General features: G+C 28.8%; 19 protein-coding genes and 1 pseudogene. 19 read left to right on the top strand and 1 reads right to left on the bottom strand.

The genetic code is table 11. From position 1 onward, the window contains the following. Positions 1 to 62: 62 nt before the first annotated feature. The 19 genes from R2808_RS10490 to R2808_RS10400 all read left to right on the top strand — a co-directional run bounded on the left by R2808_RS10490 (position 63) and on the right by R2808_RS10400 (position 16,071). Positions 63 to 767 (top strand): class I SAM-dependent methyltransferase, encoded by a 705-nt coding sequence (locus tag R2808_RS10490; RefSeq protein ID WP_371270958.1) that lies wholly within the window; start codon positions 63 to 65, stop codon positions 765 to 767. 1 nt (position 768) lies between these two features. Continuing rightward, positions 769 to 1,191, top strand: coding sequence for a glycosyltransferase family 4 protein (locus R2808_RS10485; RefSeq protein WP_371270957.1), 423 nt, complete (start codon positions 769 to 771; stop codon positions 1,189 to 1,191). 8 nt (positions 1,192 to 1,199) lie between these two features. Beyond that, positions 1,200 to 1,373, top strand: coding sequence for a hypothetical protein (locus R2808_RS10480; protein ID WP_371270956.1), 174 nt, complete (start codon positions 1,200 to 1,202; stop codon positions 1,371 to 1,373). A 489-nt stretch (positions 1,374 to 1,862) separates the two neighbouring features. Then, positions 1,863 to 2,144, top strand: coding sequence for a hypothetical protein (locus tag R2808_RS10475; protein ID WP_371270955.1), 282 nt, complete (start codon positions 1,863 to 1,865; stop codon positions 2,142 to 2,144). Between the two features lie 140 nt (positions 2,145 to 2,284). Next, positions 2,285 to 2,485, top strand: coding sequence for a hypothetical protein (locus R2808_RS10470; protein ID WP_371270954.1), 201 nt, complete (start codon positions 2,285 to 2,287; stop codon positions 2,483 to 2,485). 31 nt (positions 2,486 to 2,516) lie between these two features. Further along, the gene (locus tag R2808_RS10465; RefSeq protein ID WP_371270953.1) at positions 2,517 to 3,251 is read left to right on the top strand and encodes a hypothetical protein; all 735 of its coding nucleotides are present in this window, start codon (positions 2,517 to 2,519) and stop codon (positions 3,249 to 3,251) included. Next, positions 3,244 to 4,374: a glycosyltransferase family 4 protein gene (locus R2808_RS10460; protein WP_371270951.1), complete on the top strand. Its 1,131-nt coding sequence runs from the start codon at positions 3,244 to 3,246 to the stop codon at positions 4,372 to 4,374. Before R2808_RS10465 ends, R2808_RS10460 begins: the two co-directional genes overlap by 8 nt. 811 nt (positions 4,375 to 5,185) lie before the next feature. Continuing rightward, complete coding sequence (locus tag R2808_RS10455) at positions 5,186 to 5,461, top strand: glycosyltransferase family 4 protein (RefSeq protein ID WP_371270950.1); 276 nt, start codon at positions 5,186 to 5,188, stop codon at positions 5,459 to 5,461. A 560-nt stretch (positions 5,462 to 6,021) separates the two neighbouring features. Continuing rightward, a complete protein-coding gene (locus R2808_RS10450; RefSeq protein ID WP_371270960.1) occupies positions 6,022 to 6,216 on the top strand; it encodes an FkbM family methyltransferase in 195 nt (64 codons plus the stop codon). Between the two features lie 312 nt (positions 6,217 to 6,528). After that, positions 6,529 to 7,158, top strand: a complete 630-nt coding sequence (locus R2808_RS10445) for an FkbM family methyltransferase (protein ID WP_371270959.1) — start codon at positions 6,529 to 6,531, stop codon at positions 7,156 to 7,158. Positions 7,159 to 7,161: 3 nt separating this feature from the next. Next, a complete protein-coding gene (locus R2808_RS10440) occupies positions 7,162 to 8,220 on the top strand; it encodes an exostosin family protein (protein WP_371270949.1) in 1,059 nt (352 codons plus the stop codon). After that, a complete protein-coding gene (locus R2808_RS10435) occupies positions 8,204 to 8,731 on the top strand; it encodes a serine acetyltransferase (protein WP_371270947.1) in 528 nt (175 codons plus the stop codon). The genes R2808_RS10440 and R2808_RS10435 overlap by 17 nt, the downstream gene beginning before the upstream one ends. Positions 8,732 to 8,733: 2 nt before the next feature. Next, positions 8,734 to 10,071, top strand: a complete 1,338-nt coding sequence (locus R2808_RS10430) for a glycosyltransferase family 2 protein (protein ID WP_371270946.1) — start codon at positions 8,734 to 8,736, stop codon at positions 10,069 to 10,071. Beyond that, a complete protein-coding gene (locus R2808_RS10425; protein ID WP_371270944.1) occupies positions 10,062 to 11,147 on the top strand; it encodes a glycosyltransferase family 4 protein in 1,086 nt (361 codons plus the stop codon). Before R2808_RS10430 ends, R2808_RS10425 begins: the two co-directional genes overlap by 10 nt. Further along, the gene (locus tag R2808_RS10420; protein WP_371270943.1) at positions 11,144 to 11,716 is read left to right on the top strand and encodes a hypothetical protein; all 573 of its coding nucleotides are present in this window, start codon (positions 11,144 to 11,146) and stop codon (positions 11,714 to 11,716) included. Before R2808_RS10425 ends, R2808_RS10420 begins: the two co-directional genes overlap by 4 nt. A gap of 66 nt (positions 11,717 to 11,782) precedes the next feature. Beyond that, the gene (locus tag R2808_RS10415; RefSeq protein ID WP_371270942.1) at positions 11,783 to 12,277 is read left to right on the top strand and encodes a glycosyltransferase; all 495 of its coding nucleotides are present in this window, start codon (positions 11,783 to 11,785) and stop codon (positions 12,275 to 12,277) included. An 11-nt stretch (positions 12,278 to 12,288) separates the two neighbouring features. After that, the gene (locus R2808_RS10410; RefSeq protein WP_371270941.1) at positions 12,289 to 13,647 is read left to right on the top strand and encodes an O-antigen ligase family protein; all 1,359 of its coding nucleotides are present in this window, start codon (positions 12,289 to 12,291) and stop codon (positions 13,645 to 13,647) included. A gap of 120 nt (positions 13,648 to 13,767) precedes the next feature. Further along, positions 13,768 to 14,628 (top strand): glycosyltransferase family 4 protein, encoded by an 861-nt coding sequence (locus R2808_RS10405; RefSeq protein ID WP_371270940.1) that lies wholly within the window; start codon positions 13,768 to 13,770, stop codon positions 14,626 to 14,628. A 48-nt stretch (positions 14,629 to 14,676) separates the two neighbouring features. Next, positions 14,677 to 16,071, top strand: a complete 1,395-nt coding sequence (locus R2808_RS10400; RefSeq protein WP_371270939.1) for a sugar transferase — start codon at positions 14,677 to 14,679, stop codon at positions 16,069 to 16,071. 7 nt (positions 16,072 to 16,078) lie between these two features. Here the strand turns inward: R2808_RS10400 and R2808_RS10395 are convergent. Then, a pseudogene (locus tag R2808_RS10395) lies at positions 16,079 to 16,810 on the bottom strand (hypothetical protein); the annotation flags it as partial.

Here is a 16,810-nt window from a genome sequence, read left to right as displayed (position 1 = left end):
AATAGATTCATTATAAAATTAAAAAAGAAAATTTTTAAACAATAACCAAAATAGAATTGGAAATGAAAAAAAGAGATATGTTTAATTTTCCTGCTTTATTGTATTCTAAATATAAAATTAAAAAATCTTTTACTATAACTAATCTAAATGAGTTATATGATTTTGCGCAAAATTATATTGGAAGAGGGCATTTCGATAGACTTTCCTTAAATCAATTTAAAAGTGAATTTTTGTCATTTGCTGAGTTTGTTAAAAGCTCAAATCCAGATACAGTGGTTGAAATAGGTACAAAAAAAGGAGGATCTTTCTTTATATGGGCAAGATACTTAAAGCCTAAACATTTGATTTCGATAGATTTACCTGGCGGAATTCACGGTGGAGGTTTTAATCCCAAAAAAATACCGTTTTTAAAATACCTTTTAAGTGATAAAAAAGACAGTAAAGTTACAATTTTACTAGGTGATTCACATAAAAAGGAAACTCTAGAAAGATTAGAAAAGGCACTAAACGGATCAAAGATAGATTTTCTTTTTATAGATGGAGATCATACTTACGAAGGTGTGAAATCTGATTTTGAAATGTATAAATCTTTTGTGAAAAAAGGTGGTTATATAGGGTTTCATGATATTGCAAATACAGAATACCATCATAAATTAAATTGTTTTGTAGATGTCCTTTGGAATGAAATTAAAAGGGATTATAAATATGTTGAATTTTTTGAAAATCCTAATCAAAGAAAATATGGTATAGGTGTAATTCAAATATAAAATGAATAAAACAAAAATCCTCTATACAATTCCCAATTTTAACACTGCTGGTAGTGGTAAAGTATTATACGATTTAGCAAAGGGTTTGCCTAAAGATAAGTTTGATGTGCATATTGCTTGTTCACATAAAGAAGGCCTTTTTTTTTCAGAAATTGAAAAATTAAATTTACCCATTCATATTATAGAAACTACTTGTAAACCAAAACCTTATTGGACTATTTTGTCACGAATTAAACCCTATAAAAAATTTATCAAACAGCATAACTTTGATATTGTTCATTCTTGGCATTGGAGTAGTGATTGGACAGAAGTTTTAGGATCTAAATTAGGAGGAGCAAAGTTTGTTTATACTAAAAAAGGGAGTCTTGGGGAAATATTCATTGGAAAATTAGAAGTTTTTTATCGGATTTTATCGTTACTATAAATGAAGAAATGAAAATTATTTTCCCCTACAAAATCACAAAAATAATACCCATTGGTATAGATTTAGACTATTATAATTCAAAGCATTTTCAAAAAAATAATGATTCTAAGTTTTTCAATATTATTACAGTGGCTAATTTAGTTCCGGTAAAAGGAATTGAAGTTTTAATAGATGCCGTTTAAATTAAATAATCCAAAAAATTAAATTAACTATTTTAGGAGATAATAATAATGATTACGGTAAGCAACTTCAACAAAAAGTTATTGCATTGGATAAACAAGAAGAAATAATCTTTTTAGGAAACACAAAGATGTTCGTCCATTTTTAGTAAATTCAGATTTGTAATTCCAACATTAAGAAGGAAGAAAAGAAGGAATGCCTATGGCTTTAGTTGAAGCAATGTGTATGAGTGCCCGTTTTAGGTTCAGATATTTCGGGGATAAACTTTGTTTTAAAAGATTTTTCAGGCTATTTATTTGAATCAAAAAAAAAAATTGTGATGAGTTAGCAAAAAAAATAAATGTAATTATGAATAAAACGGAAGAAGAAAGGCAACAAATTGGAAAAGAATTACGGAATTATGTTGTTGACCACTTCTCTATGCAACAATTTATTACGTCTCATGAAAAAATATATCTTAAATTAGCAAAAAAGTGATTTTTTAAAACTTTATGCACACGTTAAGAACAAATATAATTCCAAGCAAACCTATTTTTATAGGCGAAAAAACCAATTTAGATTACAAAGCAATTTGTGTTTACACAGTTTTGGGTTTTTTTTTAGAAGATGACACTTTTTTTGAAAATCAAAAAACACTTTTACCTGCTCATAACTATGTTTTAGATAAAAATAAAATTCTTTCAAAAGAAGCTTATTTTAAATGGAATTATAATCCTATTGAAAGGTCATTTAATCAAGTAGTCGAAGAATTTACAAAACTCTTGAAGCAATAATCTCAAGACCAAGTTCAAGACCGAAAAGTAATTTTACCGCTTTCGGGCGGATTAGATAGTCGAAACACAAGTGGCTGCTTCGCATCATTTAAAAGAAAGAAGTTCATTCTTATAGCTACAGTTTTCAAAAATGGGATTAAATGAAAGTGATTACGAAAAAAATTGCTGCAGTTTGTGATTTTCCCCCATTTACTGATTTAACAATTCCTATCGGCTATTTATGGAATACGATTGATAATTTAGCACAAATAAATGGCTGCTGCTATTCTGAATTTACACATCCAAGAAGAGCACAATGGCAGTTGTGGAAGAGTTGGCTATGGGAGATATTTTTAGTTTAGGGGGCATTGGGGCGATAAGTCGTTTGATGATATGGGTGTGCCAGATAATTTGTCTTTTGAAAGTCAAATCGATGTTCTATATAAAAAAGTAATTAAAAAAGGAGGTTTAGATATGGCTAATCAACTCTGGCAATCGTGGCATTTAGATGGTACTTTTGAAGATTATCTTAGAGAACGACTTTCTACTTTATTGCGTAAAATTGATATTTCGGAAAGTGCTAATGCACAAATTAGAGCTTTTAAAAGTTTGTATTGGGCGCCAAGGTGGACTAGTACAAACTTAAGTGTTTTTGAATCGGTTAAACCGATTACTTTACCGTATTATGATAACCAAATGTGCGAGTTTATTTGTTCGGTTCCCGAAAAGTATTTAGCGAGCCGTCAAATTCAAATAGCATATATAAAACGTAGAAACCCCAAAGTCGCGAAAATTGAATGGCAACAGCACCGACCATTTAATCTTTATAATTTCCATTTAAATAAAATTCCGTATAATCTTCCATTTAGAGTTTATAGTAAACTATCTAGAACTATAAATCCTCAAAAATTTATTCAACGCAATTGGGAATTACAGTTTTTAGGAAAACAAAATGAAAACCAATTAGAAAACTATTTATTTCAAAATAATAAGTTTAATTCATTGGTTCCGAAAGAAATTGTAAGCGAAATTTATACTAAATTTAGGCATGAAGACGCTGTTTATTATTCGCATCCGTTGAGCATGTTGTTAACTTTATCATTGTTTTATAAAAATAATTTTGAATAAACCTTTAAAAATAGCAGTATATTCTGGAGCTATTCCTTCGACTTCTTTTGTTGAACGATTAATAACTGGATTGGCAAAAAAAGATTGCCAAATATATCTTTTTGGATATTTAGTTTCAAAACCCCGTTATTCAAAAAATATATATGTAAAAGGTTATTCAGCTAATCGTTTATTCAAATATTTCTTACTTCTAAAATATAGCATTTTACTTTTTTTGTTTAAAAAGAAAGATAAACAAAAGCTAGATGCTATTATAAAATTGAAGTATAAAAATAAAGCCATCACTAAAATTAAATATTATCCTGTATTGTGGCATCAACCCGATGTTTTTCATTTACAATGGGCAAAAAGTATTGAAGATTGGATTTGGGTTCAAGAATTTGGAATAAAATTTATAGTAAGTTTACGAGGAACACATGTTACTATTTCGCCAATTACACATTGTGCTATATTTGAAAAATACCTTAAATATTTTCCAATGGTTGATGGTTTTCATGCGGTTTCAAAAGCTATTGCTGGGGAAGTAGAAAAATATGGTGTTGCTCGAGAAAAAGTTACTGTAGTTTATAGTGGATTGCCCCAATTGACAGGAAATGATACTGATGTAAATGTTGACGAAAAATTTAAAATTATTTCTATCGGTAGAAATCATTGGGTGAAAGGTTATCATTATGCTATTGCTTGTTGTAAACTTTTAAAAGAAAGAGGATTTGAATTTGAATATCAAATTATTGGTGCAAAAGGGTCTGAAGAATTAGAATTTTTAATTGATTTGAATAATTTGCATGATAAGGTTTATGTAACACCAAATAAATCATTTGATGAAGTACAGCAACTAATTAAAAATGCCGATTTATTGGTATTGCCCAGTGTTGAAGAAGGAATAGCAAATGTGGTTTTGGAGGCTATGCAGCTAGGTACGCTCGTATTAACTACCAATTGTGGTGGAATGGAGGAAGTGATTGAAAATGAGATTAATGGTTTTATAGTACCTATAAGAAATTCTGAAAAAATGGCTAGTACAATTATTAGAATTGTGAAATTATCTGATAATGAGAAAAATGACATTGTAGAAAAAGCCAAAGAGACGATTCGAAATCAACATACTTCAGAGAAAAGATAAATGATATGTTGGCCTTGTATCATAAAGTACGAATCTCATGAAAATAGGTTTAGTGGTCACTAACATTACCCGCATATTCTGAAACTTTTTCAAGAATAAAATTTTGGGACTACAACAAGGGTCACAAAGTGGTTTTGTTTTATAGGTAAATCTAGTGAAGAAGCTACTTATTTAAATTAAGAAAATTGTAGAGGCACCAAAAACATTTAGAAAATAAAGTTAAGGTTTTCTTCGCTACAGTAGTACAGCAATTGATACTTTCGATTATTAATTTTAAAAAGAGTTTGCAATTATTTCAATTAAATAAGCAAGATAAAAAATATCATTTTTCAAAATATTAAACAAGTACTTTTAAATCAATTTTTACTGAAAGAACCGTTAGATTGGTTACATTTTGGTTTTGGTACCATGACACTTGGAAGAGAAAATGCAGAAGTACTTGGTGCAAAAATGGCTGTAAGTTTTAGAGGGTTTGATATTGGAATATATACAATTAAGAATCCAATTGCTACCAATTTCTTTTTAAAAAGAAAATGAAAATTCATGTTATTTCTGATGATATTGAGGCATTGTTATATAAAAACGGATTGCAAGAAAAAATAATGTGAAAAAGATTACACCTGCTATAAATACTAATTTTTTTAAAATACAAAATTATTCATCATTAAAATAATAAAATTCAATTTGCTACAATCGCAAGATTGAATTGGAAAAAAGGATTAGAATTTGTTTTAGAAGCTTTATCCGTATTAAAAGGCACGGGAGTAGATTTCATTATACAGTACAGGTACGGTAAAAAGAAAAAGAACGTTTGCAATTTGCTGTGCATCAATTAAAATTGGAAGATATGGTTACCTTTACAGGTAAACTTTCACCAAAAGAAGTAAAAGAGAAATTATCCGTAACCGATATTTACATACAATATAGCTTGCAAGAAGGTTTTTGTAATGCCGTTTTAGAAGCGCAAGCCATGGGTTTATTTCCGGGTGTGGTTTCAGATGCTGAGGGCTTGAGTGAAAATGTATTAAATATAACAGGTTTTGTAGTACCCAAAAACAAAATGCTACCTTGCTATATGAAAAACTGAAAGACGTTATCGCTTTATCAGAAATAGAAAAACAAAAAATTAAACAAAGTGCTATTCAACGAGTTCAACAAGAATTTAATTTAGAGAAGCAACAAAAAGAGTTTTTAGAATTTTACAGAAAATTATTATAGAATTTTGTCAAAATATTTGCAACTACTTATTTTCAATTTTTTTGAAAAACTAAGCATTATTTTTCATTAAAAGGTATGAATTATGGTTCTGCCAATAGTCCGTTACATTCTGAGAATTAAGTGTAATAAAATTATTGGTAGATGAACTACTCAAAATGTTGTAATATTTGATGTTGGAGCAAATAATGGTCATATTTGGAGTTATTACTTCATTATTTTTCTAAAAAAAACATCACTATTCATTGCTTTGAACCTGATGAAAAAGCTTTTGAAAAACTTAAACTGAAGTTCGGTAATTTTAAAAATGTTGTATTGAATAATTTTGCATTAGAAACAAAGAAGAAATCGCTACATTGTATGTCAGTAAGTTAGGTGGTGTAGATTCGAGTCTTATCAATACAAATGACAAAAATTTAGGAAGAAGTACATATTAATGTAAAAACTTTAGATAACTATTGTTTAAAGAACAAAATTCATAAAATCGATTTTTTAAAAATTGATACTGAAGGTTTTGAAATTCATGTATTAGAAGGAGCAGCTACTATGATTGAAAATCAGGCAATTGATAGAATTCAGTTAGAACACGGTTCCATCCAATCTATTATTTCTCAGGCGTTTGTATAAATATTTAATGATATTAAAAAAATTATTCTATTTTTTTCATATAAAACAAAATGGTATCAGAAAAATAAAATATGCTCCTAAAAATGAAATTTATTACAATTCAAATTATTTTTTTGTAAAAAAATAATATAAAACATCATTAATTTTATGTACTACAAAAACTTTTTTACTCGATTTCTTTTTGTGAAAAATTTTTTCAAGCGAATAGAAAATGAGATTTTCTATAGAAAAGAAAATTGATAAAAAACGAATATGACGATTTCGTTTTTTTATACAGTAAACTTCAAAAAAAGCCAAACGTAATTTTTGATTGTGGTGCAAATAATGGTTTTGTTACCTACCAATTTAATAGGCGGTTTAATCAAGCAAATATTTACTCATTTGAACCCAATCCAGAGGTTTATTCTTTACTTCAAAAAAGCAGGATGTAGCAAAAATATTTTCACATACAATATGGGAATGAGTGAAAATAATAATCGTTTGCTTTTTTATAAAAATAATAATGCAAGAACTTCATCTTTTTTAGAACCCAACGATTTTCATAAAAATCATTTAGCTAGAAAATATGAAAAAATCGAAGTACCAACAACTTCTATAGCTTCATTTTGTACTGAACATAATATCAACAAAATTGATATTTTGAAATTAGATATTGAAGGATTTGAGTTAAACGCCTTAAAAGGTTGTGTAGAAATGTTGAAAAATTGCCAAATCGATTTTATCTATACAGAAGTAAATTTAATTCCAACCTATAGTGGGCAATGCTTAATAGAAGATGTTATTTCTTTTTTAAGAAATCTAAATTATATTCCTTATAATTTTTATGGAAATAATGAATCAAAATTTCGCGAATCTATTATCACTAATATTATGTTTATCTCGCCAAAAGTAGCTGTAGAATTAAATAAATTATTTGGTTCGAATACCGTTTATACAAATTGATTGATGCAAATATTTATACCCAATATTAATTTTGAAACCGTTAATAATAAAAGTCTTTTTATTTTAACTAGACCTTTTTTGGGTAATAATTGTTGGGAAAATAATGAATTTGAAAAAAACAGATGGAATGTGTCAAATAAATTTGTTTATGAATCCAAATTAGAAAAGGCAACTGTATTTTTTATTCCACTTCCTATTCAAACTTATACCCAAAAGGAATTAATAAAAATAAATACAGATTGTGAGCAATATAAAATAAAAGCATTTGGTTATATTTCAGACGATTTTGGGCCAAATTATGGTAATTTTGAGCATATAATATTTTATAGAATGAGTGGCTTTGCTTCTCAGTTAGGATGCAATAATAAGGGGTTTCCTGTAATGTTGTCCGATCATTTCGAGAGAATATATCAACAGAGAGAAATTTTTTTAAGATCAAAAAATAGTATAGCAACCATTGGTTTCTGTGGGCATGCATCTAACCATTTCTTTAAAAGAACTAAAGAAAACATTAAAGTTGCTAAGGAAAATATTAATCGTTTTATTAAAAATCCTTTTCGCAATGATTATGAACCAATTTTTCCATCAGCGTTTGAACGGTATCAAATATTACAACAATTTGAAAAATCTAATAAAGTAAAATCCAATTTTATTTATCGAGAAAATTATAGAGGTGGTGCAATAACTATTAAAGAAAGAGAAAAGACAACAAAAGAGTATTATAATAACATAAAAAATTCGGACTATGTGTTGTGTATGCGTGGTGCAGGAAATTTTTCAGTTCGATTTTATGAAACACTTATGATGGGAAGAATTCCTATATTTCTTAATACCGATTGTTTGTTGCCCTTTGATGATAGTATCGATTGGAAAGATCATGTGGTTTGGGTCGAATGGGAAAATCGAAATGAAATAGCTACCCTAGTTGCCGATTTTCATCAAAGAATCTCCGAAGATAAATTTGCAGCCTTGCAGTTGCGAAATAGAGAATTATGGAAAGAAACGTTACAAGTTTCGGGAATAATGAATTTGATAAAAGAGAAATATGACGCAGTTTCGTAATTTTATATCTGATGTTCAAAGAATGATTGGTCGTCAAAAATGGCGCTTATTATTTGTATGGCTTTCACGCGCTTTTTTAGGTGTTTTTTTATATAGATTGGAAAGAAGTTTGTATCTAGTTTTTGGGGATTATTACAAATTTATACGAATACTTTTGTTACCTTTTATACTTCCAATTACAGCTTATTCTAATATAGATATTCATTACAAAGCTAATGTTGGTGGCGGATTATTGATCTTACACCCAGCTTTAGGAATAGTTATTTCTGGGAAAAGTAAAATTGGAAATAATTTAACTCTTGTAGGTGGAAATTGTATAGGTATCAATAAATGGTCAAATGATTCTATTTTCACAGTTGGAGACAACTGTACTTTAGGTGCTAATGCCTCAATTATTGGCCCTTTGCAACTTGGTAACACGATTACTATTGGTGCAGCGGCGTGTGTTGTAACATCTTTTCAAAATAATGGTGTTACATTAGTTGGTGTACCTGCAAAATCAATTAATTAGCAATGATATTTCATTTTTTAAAATATATTAAACCGATTTGGTACTTTAATTTAAAACCAAGAATTGATTATTGCTATTTTCCAGCAGAAAGCGTTTTGAAATTAAATGTTTTTCAGCTGGAATTGGATAAAAATTATGAAAGTGAACTAGCACAAAATCACGATTTAGCTTGGCGTGCCTTTCAACTTGGTTTTATTGTGAAAGACAATAATGAAGGGTTAAATTTTTGGGAAGATAATAAACTTCCAATTATTGATGAGTATCGTTTTTTTCGTAAAAATTTTCATAAAGCCTGGATGTTTTATGTGCTAATTATTAGACTCGTTACTTTTCATAATCCTTTTGTAGAAGTTCAAGCTTTTTGGAAAACTCGACATATAAAGCGTGAAAATTACTTCAAAAATCATTTCAAATATAATGATTATGATAACTATGAAAGTGAACTAGTTAAAAGTAATCCATTGGTTTCGGTGATTATTCCAACGCTAAATCGGTATGACTATTTAATAGATGTTTTCAAAGATTTAGAAAATCAGACCTATAAAAATTTTGAAGTCATTGTGGTTGACCAAACCGATAACTTTAAAGACGATTTTTATAAAGAATGGGAATTGGATTTAAAATACTGGTATCAAGAAGATAAAGCTTTGTGGAAAGCAAGAAATGAAGCCATAAAAGCATCAAAAGGAGAATATATATTATTATATGATGATGATTCATTAGTAGAACCCAATTGGATAAAGGAACATTTAAAAACCTTAGATTTTTTTAATGCCGATTTATCGAGTGGTGTTTCAATAAGTACAGTTGGAGCTGAAGTTCCTGAACATTATAACTATTTTCGATGGAGTGATCAACTGGATACAGGAAATGTGATGTTATCAAAAGAAGTTTTTAGTACAGTTGGTTTATTTGATAGACAATTTGAAAAACAACGCATGGGCGATGGCGAATTTGGACTTCGGTGCTATTTAGCAGGATTTAAAAATATTTCAAATTATAGAGCCAAACGAATCCATTTAAAAGTTAACCAAGGCGGATTACGACAAATGGGAAGTTGGGATGGCTGGCGCCCCAAAAAACTTTTCGGACCCAGACCGGTACCAAGTGTTTTGTATTTATCTCGAAAATATTTTGGAAATCAATTGTCAATTTGGTACATTTTAGTCTCAATTATGCCTTCATTAATTCCTTACCAATTTAAAAAGAGTAAAGCTTTAAAGTTGTTTGCCTTTGTTTTGCTACCATTTTTGTTACCTTTGGTCTTAATTCAAGTCTTAAAATCTTGGCGATTAGCTTCCGTCAAACTAAAAGAAGGAGATAAAATAGAGTGGCTATAGAATCTAAACGAATTCTTCTTGTAACATCAGAATTTCCTCCACTTCCTGGTGGTATAGGGAATCACGCCTTTTTATTAGCAAAATATCTTCAAAAATCAAATTATGAGGTTTCTGTTTTGGCAGATTACCGTTCTATAAAAGAAGATGATGGTTTTGATGAAGCGCAATTTTTTAAAATTATTCGTGTAAAGCGAAACTTTCTCACTTATATAAATAGATTTAAAAAGGCATTTTCTCTAATTAAAAGGAACGATGTTGTAATTTCTTCTGGAAAGTTTTCTTTATGGCTTGGAGCATTTTTGAAGTTATTTTTTAAAAATAAAAAATATATAGCGGTTTTACATGGTTCAGAATTGAAAGCAGGAAATCATATTGTGCAAAAACTTACAAAATGGAGTTTATCAAAATACGATAATTTAATTGCAGTTTCAAATTTTACAAAAGAATATGCTTTACAAGTCAACCCGAATCTTAAAATTGATGTTATCAATAATGGTATTGAAATTAATACGATTGCAGAAAAAAGAACAATTTCAAATGAAATTAATTTAGTTACTGTAGGGAATGTTACTTACAGAAAAGGGCAACAAAATGTAATTAAAGCTTTACCTTTATTAAAAGAATATTTTCCAAGTATTCATTATCATTGTATTGGTATACCAACAGAAAAATCTGATTTTTTAGAATTAGCTAAAGAATTGAATGTAGAACATAATGTCACTTTTCATGGAAAACTAGAAGATGACGATAAAATGCAATTACTTAGAGAAGGAACAATTTTTATTATGTTAAGTGATATTGTAAAAAACGATTTTGAAGGATTTGGAATTGCAATATTAGAAGCTAATAGTGTTGGTTTGCCTGCTATTGGTTCTAATAATTCAGGAATAGTAGATGCAATAAATAATCACTTTTCGGGATTTTTAGTGAATCCACATAATAAAGAAGAAATTTTAAAAGCTGTTCATTCAATTCTAAATGATTATGCGAATTTTTCTGAAAATGCAATATCTTGGGCATATCAATTTGACTGGAAAAAAGTTATAGAAAAGTATGTAAAGATAATTGAGCAATGAAGTATAAAAAATTAGTTATCATATCGCATACAGAACATTACAAGAATTCTAATAATCAAATTGTAGGTTGGGGTTCTACAATTAATGAAATAAATTTTTTAGCCGATTATTGGGAAGAAATTATTCACATAGGATGCTTTTATGATGATAAAGCTCCATTGAGTGCTTTGCCTTATTCAAAAGAAAATATACGTTTTGAAGCAATTCCTCCTTATGGTGGAAAATCATTTTTAGATAAACTCAAAATTTTTATTAAGATTCCAAAAATAATTGCAATAGTTTATAAAAATATAAATGGAGCTACTGAAGTGCAATTGCGTTTGCCAACGAGTATGGGATTATTTTTGTTGCCACTTTTTAGTTTTGTATTTCCAAGAAAATATACTTTTTGGGTAAAATATGCAGGCAATTGGAAACAAAAAAATCCGCCCATCTCATACCGAATTCAAAGATGGTGGTTGCAACAAAATTTTGCAAAATGTAAAGTAACTATTAATGGTTGTTGGGAAAATCAACCCAGTCACTGCTTGTCATTTGAGAACCCATGTTTGACAGAAAATCGAAATTGAGTACGGATTGAAAGTTTTCTGAACAAAAACTTTCAATAAACCTTTTGTAATAACTTTGTTGGGCGATTGGAAGAAGCCAAAGGTATTACAGTTTGCATTGAAGCTTTACGAAGTATTCCTATACATAAAATAGAGAAAGTTCACTTTATTGGTAACGGAACATTATTAGATTTTTATAAACAACAAACTTTGTTTTTAGAAGATAAAGTTATATTTCATGGTTTTTTAGAAAGTAATGAAGTTCATTCAATTTTAGCAAATTCTCATTTTTTATTATTACCTTCAAAGTCTGAAGGCTTTCCAAAAGCTGTTGCAGAAGCTGCCTGTTATGGTGTCGTTCCAGTTGTATCTAATGTAGGCAGTATACCGCATTATATTACTCAAGAAAATGGTTTTGTATGGGATGTAACTGTAAAGAATGGATATGTTGAAATTTTTCAAAAAGCTGTTACAACGCCATCGGAATCGTTAAAAAAATGCTCATTAAAATGTACTGAATTAAGTAAAAATTTTACCTTTAAACATTATTTAGAAAATTTAGAAAACCAAGTTTTAAAATAACATTTAATCAAATGCAAACTAAAGAAATATTTTTTAGTCCTTATATCAAAATAATGCTTTTACATATTTTGTTGGGTTTGATAATTTATAATTTTAAAATTTTATCATTTGCATATTCCGCATTAATATTTGCATGTGGCGTTTTTTTTATCATTAAAAATAAAAATAAAAACAATGAAGTTTTATTTTGGGCTGGTTATGTTGTAGCGGTAGAAGTGTTTTTACGAATGACTAAAGGTAATATAGGTAATGAGTTTGCTAAATATTGTGTAATTGTTTTTTCTTTATTGGGCATTTATTTTAATGGATTTTCAAAGAAAGCATGGATTTATGTTATTTTTTTAATCCTATTAATTCCTGGAGTTATCTATGGTATATATCAATTGAATTTTGATACAAATATTCGAAAAGCTATAGTATTTAATTTATTAGGTGCTATTTGTTTAGGAATATCATCAATTTACACAATTGATAAGAAAATAGATTTACAAGACATTGATACGTTAACAAAGTGGATGTTATACCCGATAATTACAATGACATTGTATGTTTTTTTGTATAACCCCGATATACAGGCGGTAATAACTGGTACCGATTCAAACTCTGCTACTTCAGGTGGATTTGGCCCCAATCAAGTTTCTACTATTTTTGGTTTAGGAATGTTCGTAGCCTTTGTTCGATTCTTGTTTTTTTCAAATTCGTTTTTTTTAAAGATTTTACATTTATTGTTAATACTCGTTTTTACTTATAGAGGCGTTATTACATTTTCTAGAGGAGGTGTTATTACTGGTGTTTGCATGATTTTAGGGTTACTTTTTTTTACATTTTTTAAAGTTAATATTAAAGCTAAAATAAAATTAAGTTTTACTTTTTTAATATCATCTGTAAGTATCTTTATATTGTTTTTATATACAATTTTTCAAACAGATGGTTTAATTCTAAATCGTTATCAAAGTAAAGATGCTTTAGGAAGAGAAAAAGAAAGTAAGTTTTCTGGTAGAGAAGAATTAGCAGAAGCAGAATTTACCATGTTTTTAGAAAATCCATTTACAGGAGTTGGTGTTGGTAAAAACAAGGAATATAGAGAAGAATTAACAGGCATAGAAGCAGCATCGCACAATGAAATAACTAGAATGTTAGCAGAACATGGATTTATTGGCATAATTGAACTTGGTTTATTGTTTTTTACACCTATTATACTTTTTTTTAATACAAATCGGAATTATATTTTTCTATTTTCGTTTTATTTTTTCTGGTTACTAACCATAAACCATGCGGCTATGAGGATTGCAGCACCAGCTTTTATTTATTCCTTAACTCTTTTTCACTTTACTATACATGAAGGAAAGTATTCTTTACCTAGGCAATAAATTAAGCCAACATGGCTATAATAAAACCACTGTAGAAACCTTACAATCAGTTGTGTGAAGAAGGCTATACGGTAGTTTCTTATTCAAATAAAAAGTAATAGTGTGTTGCGGTTGTTGGTCATGTTTTGGGCAACGTTAACACAACCTAATGTTTCTTACATTTTAATAGACACCTATAGCACCAAGGCTTTTTGGTATGCTTTTATTTGTAGCCAAGTGGCACGTTTTAGAGCAATTCCATATATACCTATTTTACATGGCGGCGATTTACCCAAACGATTACAAAATAATCCAAAATTATGTAGTTTAATTTTTACTTACGCTTACAAAAATGTAGCGCCATCAAATTATTTAAAATCGGAGTTTGAAAAGTTGGGATTTGAAAATATAATTTATATTCCTAATTCCATTGAACTCGAAAAATACAAGTTTCAACTAAGAGAAAAAATTGAACCAAAGTTATTATGGGTTCGTGCTTTCGCTGAAATTTACAATCCGAAAATGGCTATAAAAGTCTTACAAGAATTGTCTAAAACATATCCAAATACAACTTTAACTATGGTTGGCCCAGATAAAGATGGAAGTATGCAAACCACAAAACAATTGGCTAATGAACTGGGACTTTTTGTAACTTTTACAGGAAAGCTGTCTAAAGAAAAATGGTGGAAACTATCACAAATGCACGATGTTTTTATTAACACAACACACTTCGATAACACTCCAGTTAGCATAATAGAAGCTATGGCACTGGGTTTGCCAATTGTTTCTACAAATGTAGGTGGTATTCCATTTTTACTAGAACACACTACAAATGCTTTGTTAGTAAACGATAACGACGCAGAAGGTATGGTTAAAGCTATAGATACGTTATTAAAAAATCCTATGTTAGTACAAAATATTTCAAAAAATGCTCGTAATACTTCGGAAAATTACGATTGGCAAAAAGTAAAATTGATTTGGAACGATTTAATGGTAAAGTAATACGCTTTTTAAAAATATTTATTACTTTGCTGCTTCAATAAAATATAAATGCCATCTAACAAAAAAATACATTTCGAAATTTCTGAACGAAAAATACTCTTGCGAATAGTTGATATTGCAGTAGTGTTATTCGCATTATATGTTATTGGCATTATTTCTAATTTTAATTATTTTCAAATAACAAAATCGAACTTCTACTGGACAATAGTGTTAAGCTTTTATTTAATTGTAGTAGGCACTATTTTTGAAATGTATAATTTGCAAATGGCTTCTAGCAGAGTTCAAATGGTTAGAAGTTGTATTCTTACAACTTTTGTAACTTGTGTTTTGTATTTTTTAACACCAAAAATAACACCAGTTCTTCCCGAAAACCGATTGCAAATTTTATACTTCTTTTTTGCAATTCTTTCGGCGTTGTTTTTATGGCGTTGGTTTTATATTCAGTTTTTAGCTACCAATAGGTTTACGAAAAGTATTGTTTTTATTGGCGATAGTACTACAATTCACGACCAAATAAAATCGTTAAGTAAAGGAAATATAAATTTTAAAATAGCAGGTTTTTTACCTTTAGATAATAATACTGCCGTTATAGATGAAGCATCAAATGCAAAGCAATTAACTATAAATTCGTTCGAAAGTTTTATTAATGAGTACCATATTAAAGAAGTTATTGTATCAAATTCTGCTTTAGTTACTATTACTTACGAAGTGTATCAAATGCTTTTACAATTGCTCGAAAATGGAATTGTAATTCAAAAATATGCCGATGTTTACGAGCAAGTAAATAATCGTTTACCGCTACAATATAACGATGCCGAGTTGTATCGTTTTTTCCCATTTAGTCGAAACAATAAAAACCGATTGTATTTATTGTCTAGTCGTTTTTTAGATTATATTTTTTCAATTTTCGGACTTTTAGTAATGCTTGTTTTTATTCCTTTTGTAGGCTTTTTCAATATATTTTGGAACAAAGGACCATTATTCTACAAACAAGAACGAGTAGGTAAAAATGGTAAAAATTTTACTATTTTTAAGTTTAGAACTATGGTTACAGATGCCGAAAAAAACGGTGCTGTTTATGCCACAGTAAACGATGCTAGAATTACACCTTTTGGTAAGTTTTTACGAAAATCGCGTATAGACGAATTGCCACAATTTATAAATGTGCTAAAAGGCGAAATGGCTGTTATTGGACCTCGACCAGAACGTCCTGTTTTTGTAAATCAAATAGCACAAGATATTCACTTGTATAAAACGCGCCACGTTATAAAACCAGGTCTTACGGGTTGGGCACAAGTAAATTATTCGTATGGCGAAAATATTGAAGATAGCTTAATGAAACTTCGCTACGATTTATATTATATTAAACACCGTTCTATTTTTCTCGATTTTAATATTATTCTAAAAACATTAAGTACGGTATTGTTTTTTAGAGGACAATAGATTTGAATTACGAATTACGAATTACGAATTCAGTTTTCTGTCTTAAGATTTGAAATAACAATAGCAAATTTGCAACGAAAAACGGAACAACAATTTTTAAGTGAATTTTATTTACCATATAAACCAAATAAACCAAATGAAAAACAAATAATAACTTTGCAGTAACACGAATTCCTTTTGCGTTTTTTTTGATTAAAAAGTAAAACAAAATCAAATAAAAAGGATTTATTAAAAACGCATTGTAATTCCATAAAACCTCTTGGTGTAGCGAATATAAACCTACCAAACAAAAGAATAAGCCTACAATTCCTAAAAGTAAAAAATAACTGTAGGTTAACCATTTTTTTTGCGATAAAACGATTATTCCCAAAACAACCACAAGCGTAAAAATACTATCGAAAACCGAAGGTATAAAAGTGTTTTCTGGTGCTTTATAAAGCGTGGTTTTAGGCTCGGCAACAGCTTCGTTCTGCTCTAATGAAGCGATTAAATCTAACGGAAGAAATAGCGTTTTGGCAAGTTCATCTACTTTTGTTCCAAAAATTAAATTAATTCCTAAATTTAAAAAAAAATGATTTTTTTGATACGTAAATAATACCTCACGATACGTTTTAGTAATGGGTTTTGTGCTTTCAATTTTAGAAGATGATAATACGCTGTTTACTTTATCAATTGAAATTGTAGTACAATTTTTATCAATAAATTTATACGTATAATATTTGTCGTCAGTTTGCAAAGA

The sequence above is a fragment of the Flavobacterium sp. genome (assembly GCF_041392005.1).
Classification (GTDB): Bacteria; Bacteroidota; Bacteroidia; order Flavobacteriales; family Flavobacteriaceae; genus Flavobacterium.
The sequence above is the reverse complement of the archived record's forward strand: the minus strand, read 5'-3'. Positions and strand labels throughout refer to the sequence as shown.

Bases quoted from the DNA above. Each gene is read 5' to 3' on its own strand.
- R2808_RS10490 (WP_371270958.1), top strand. From the start codon at position 63: ATGAAAAAAAGAGATATGTTTAATTTTCCTGCTTTATTGTATTCTAAA.
- R2808_RS10440 (WP_371270949.1), top strand. From the start codon at position 7,162: ATGCAAATATTTATACCCAATATTAATTTTGAAACCGTTAATAATAAA.
- R2808_RS10420 (WP_371270943.1), top strand. From the start codon at position 11,144: ATGAAGTATAAAAAATTAGTTATCATATCGCATACAGAACATTACAAG.
- R2808_RS10480 (WP_371270956.1), top strand. From the start codon at position 1,200: ATGAAAATTATTTTCCCCTACAAAATCACAAAAATAATACCCATTGGT.
- R2808_RS10435 (WP_371270947.1), top strand. From the start codon at position 8,204: ATGACGCAGTTTCGTAATTTTATATCTGATGTTCAAAGAATGATTGGT.
- R2808_RS10470 (WP_371270954.1), top strand. From the start codon at position 2,285: ATGAAAGTGATTACGAAAAAAATTGCTGCAGTTTGTGATTTTCCCCCA.
- R2808_RS10400 (WP_371270939.1), top strand. From the start codon at position 14,677: ATGCCATCTAACAAAAAAATACATTTCGAAATTTCTGAACGAAAAATA.
- R2808_RS10485 (WP_371270957.1), top strand. From the start codon at position 769: ATGAATAAAACAAAAATCCTCTATACAATTCCCAATTTTAACACTGCT.
- R2808_RS10475 (WP_371270955.1), top strand. From the start codon at position 1,863: ATGCACACGTTAAGAACAAATATAATTCCAAGCAAACCTATTTTTATA.
- R2808_RS10410 (WP_371270941.1), top strand. From the start codon at position 12,289: ATGCAAACTAAAGAAATATTTTTTAGTCCTTATATCAAAATAATGCTT.
- R2808_RS10430 (WP_371270946.1), top strand. From the start codon at position 8,734: ATGATATTTCATTTTTTAAAATATATTAAACCGATTTGGTACTTTAAT.
- R2808_RS10405 (WP_371270940.1), top strand. From the start codon at position 13,768: ATGTTTTGGGCAACGTTAACACAACCTAATGTTTCTTACATTTTAATA.
- R2808_RS10465 (WP_371270953.1), top strand. From the start codon at position 2,517: ATGGGTGTGCCAGATAATTTGTCTTTTGAAAGTCAAATCGATGTTCTA.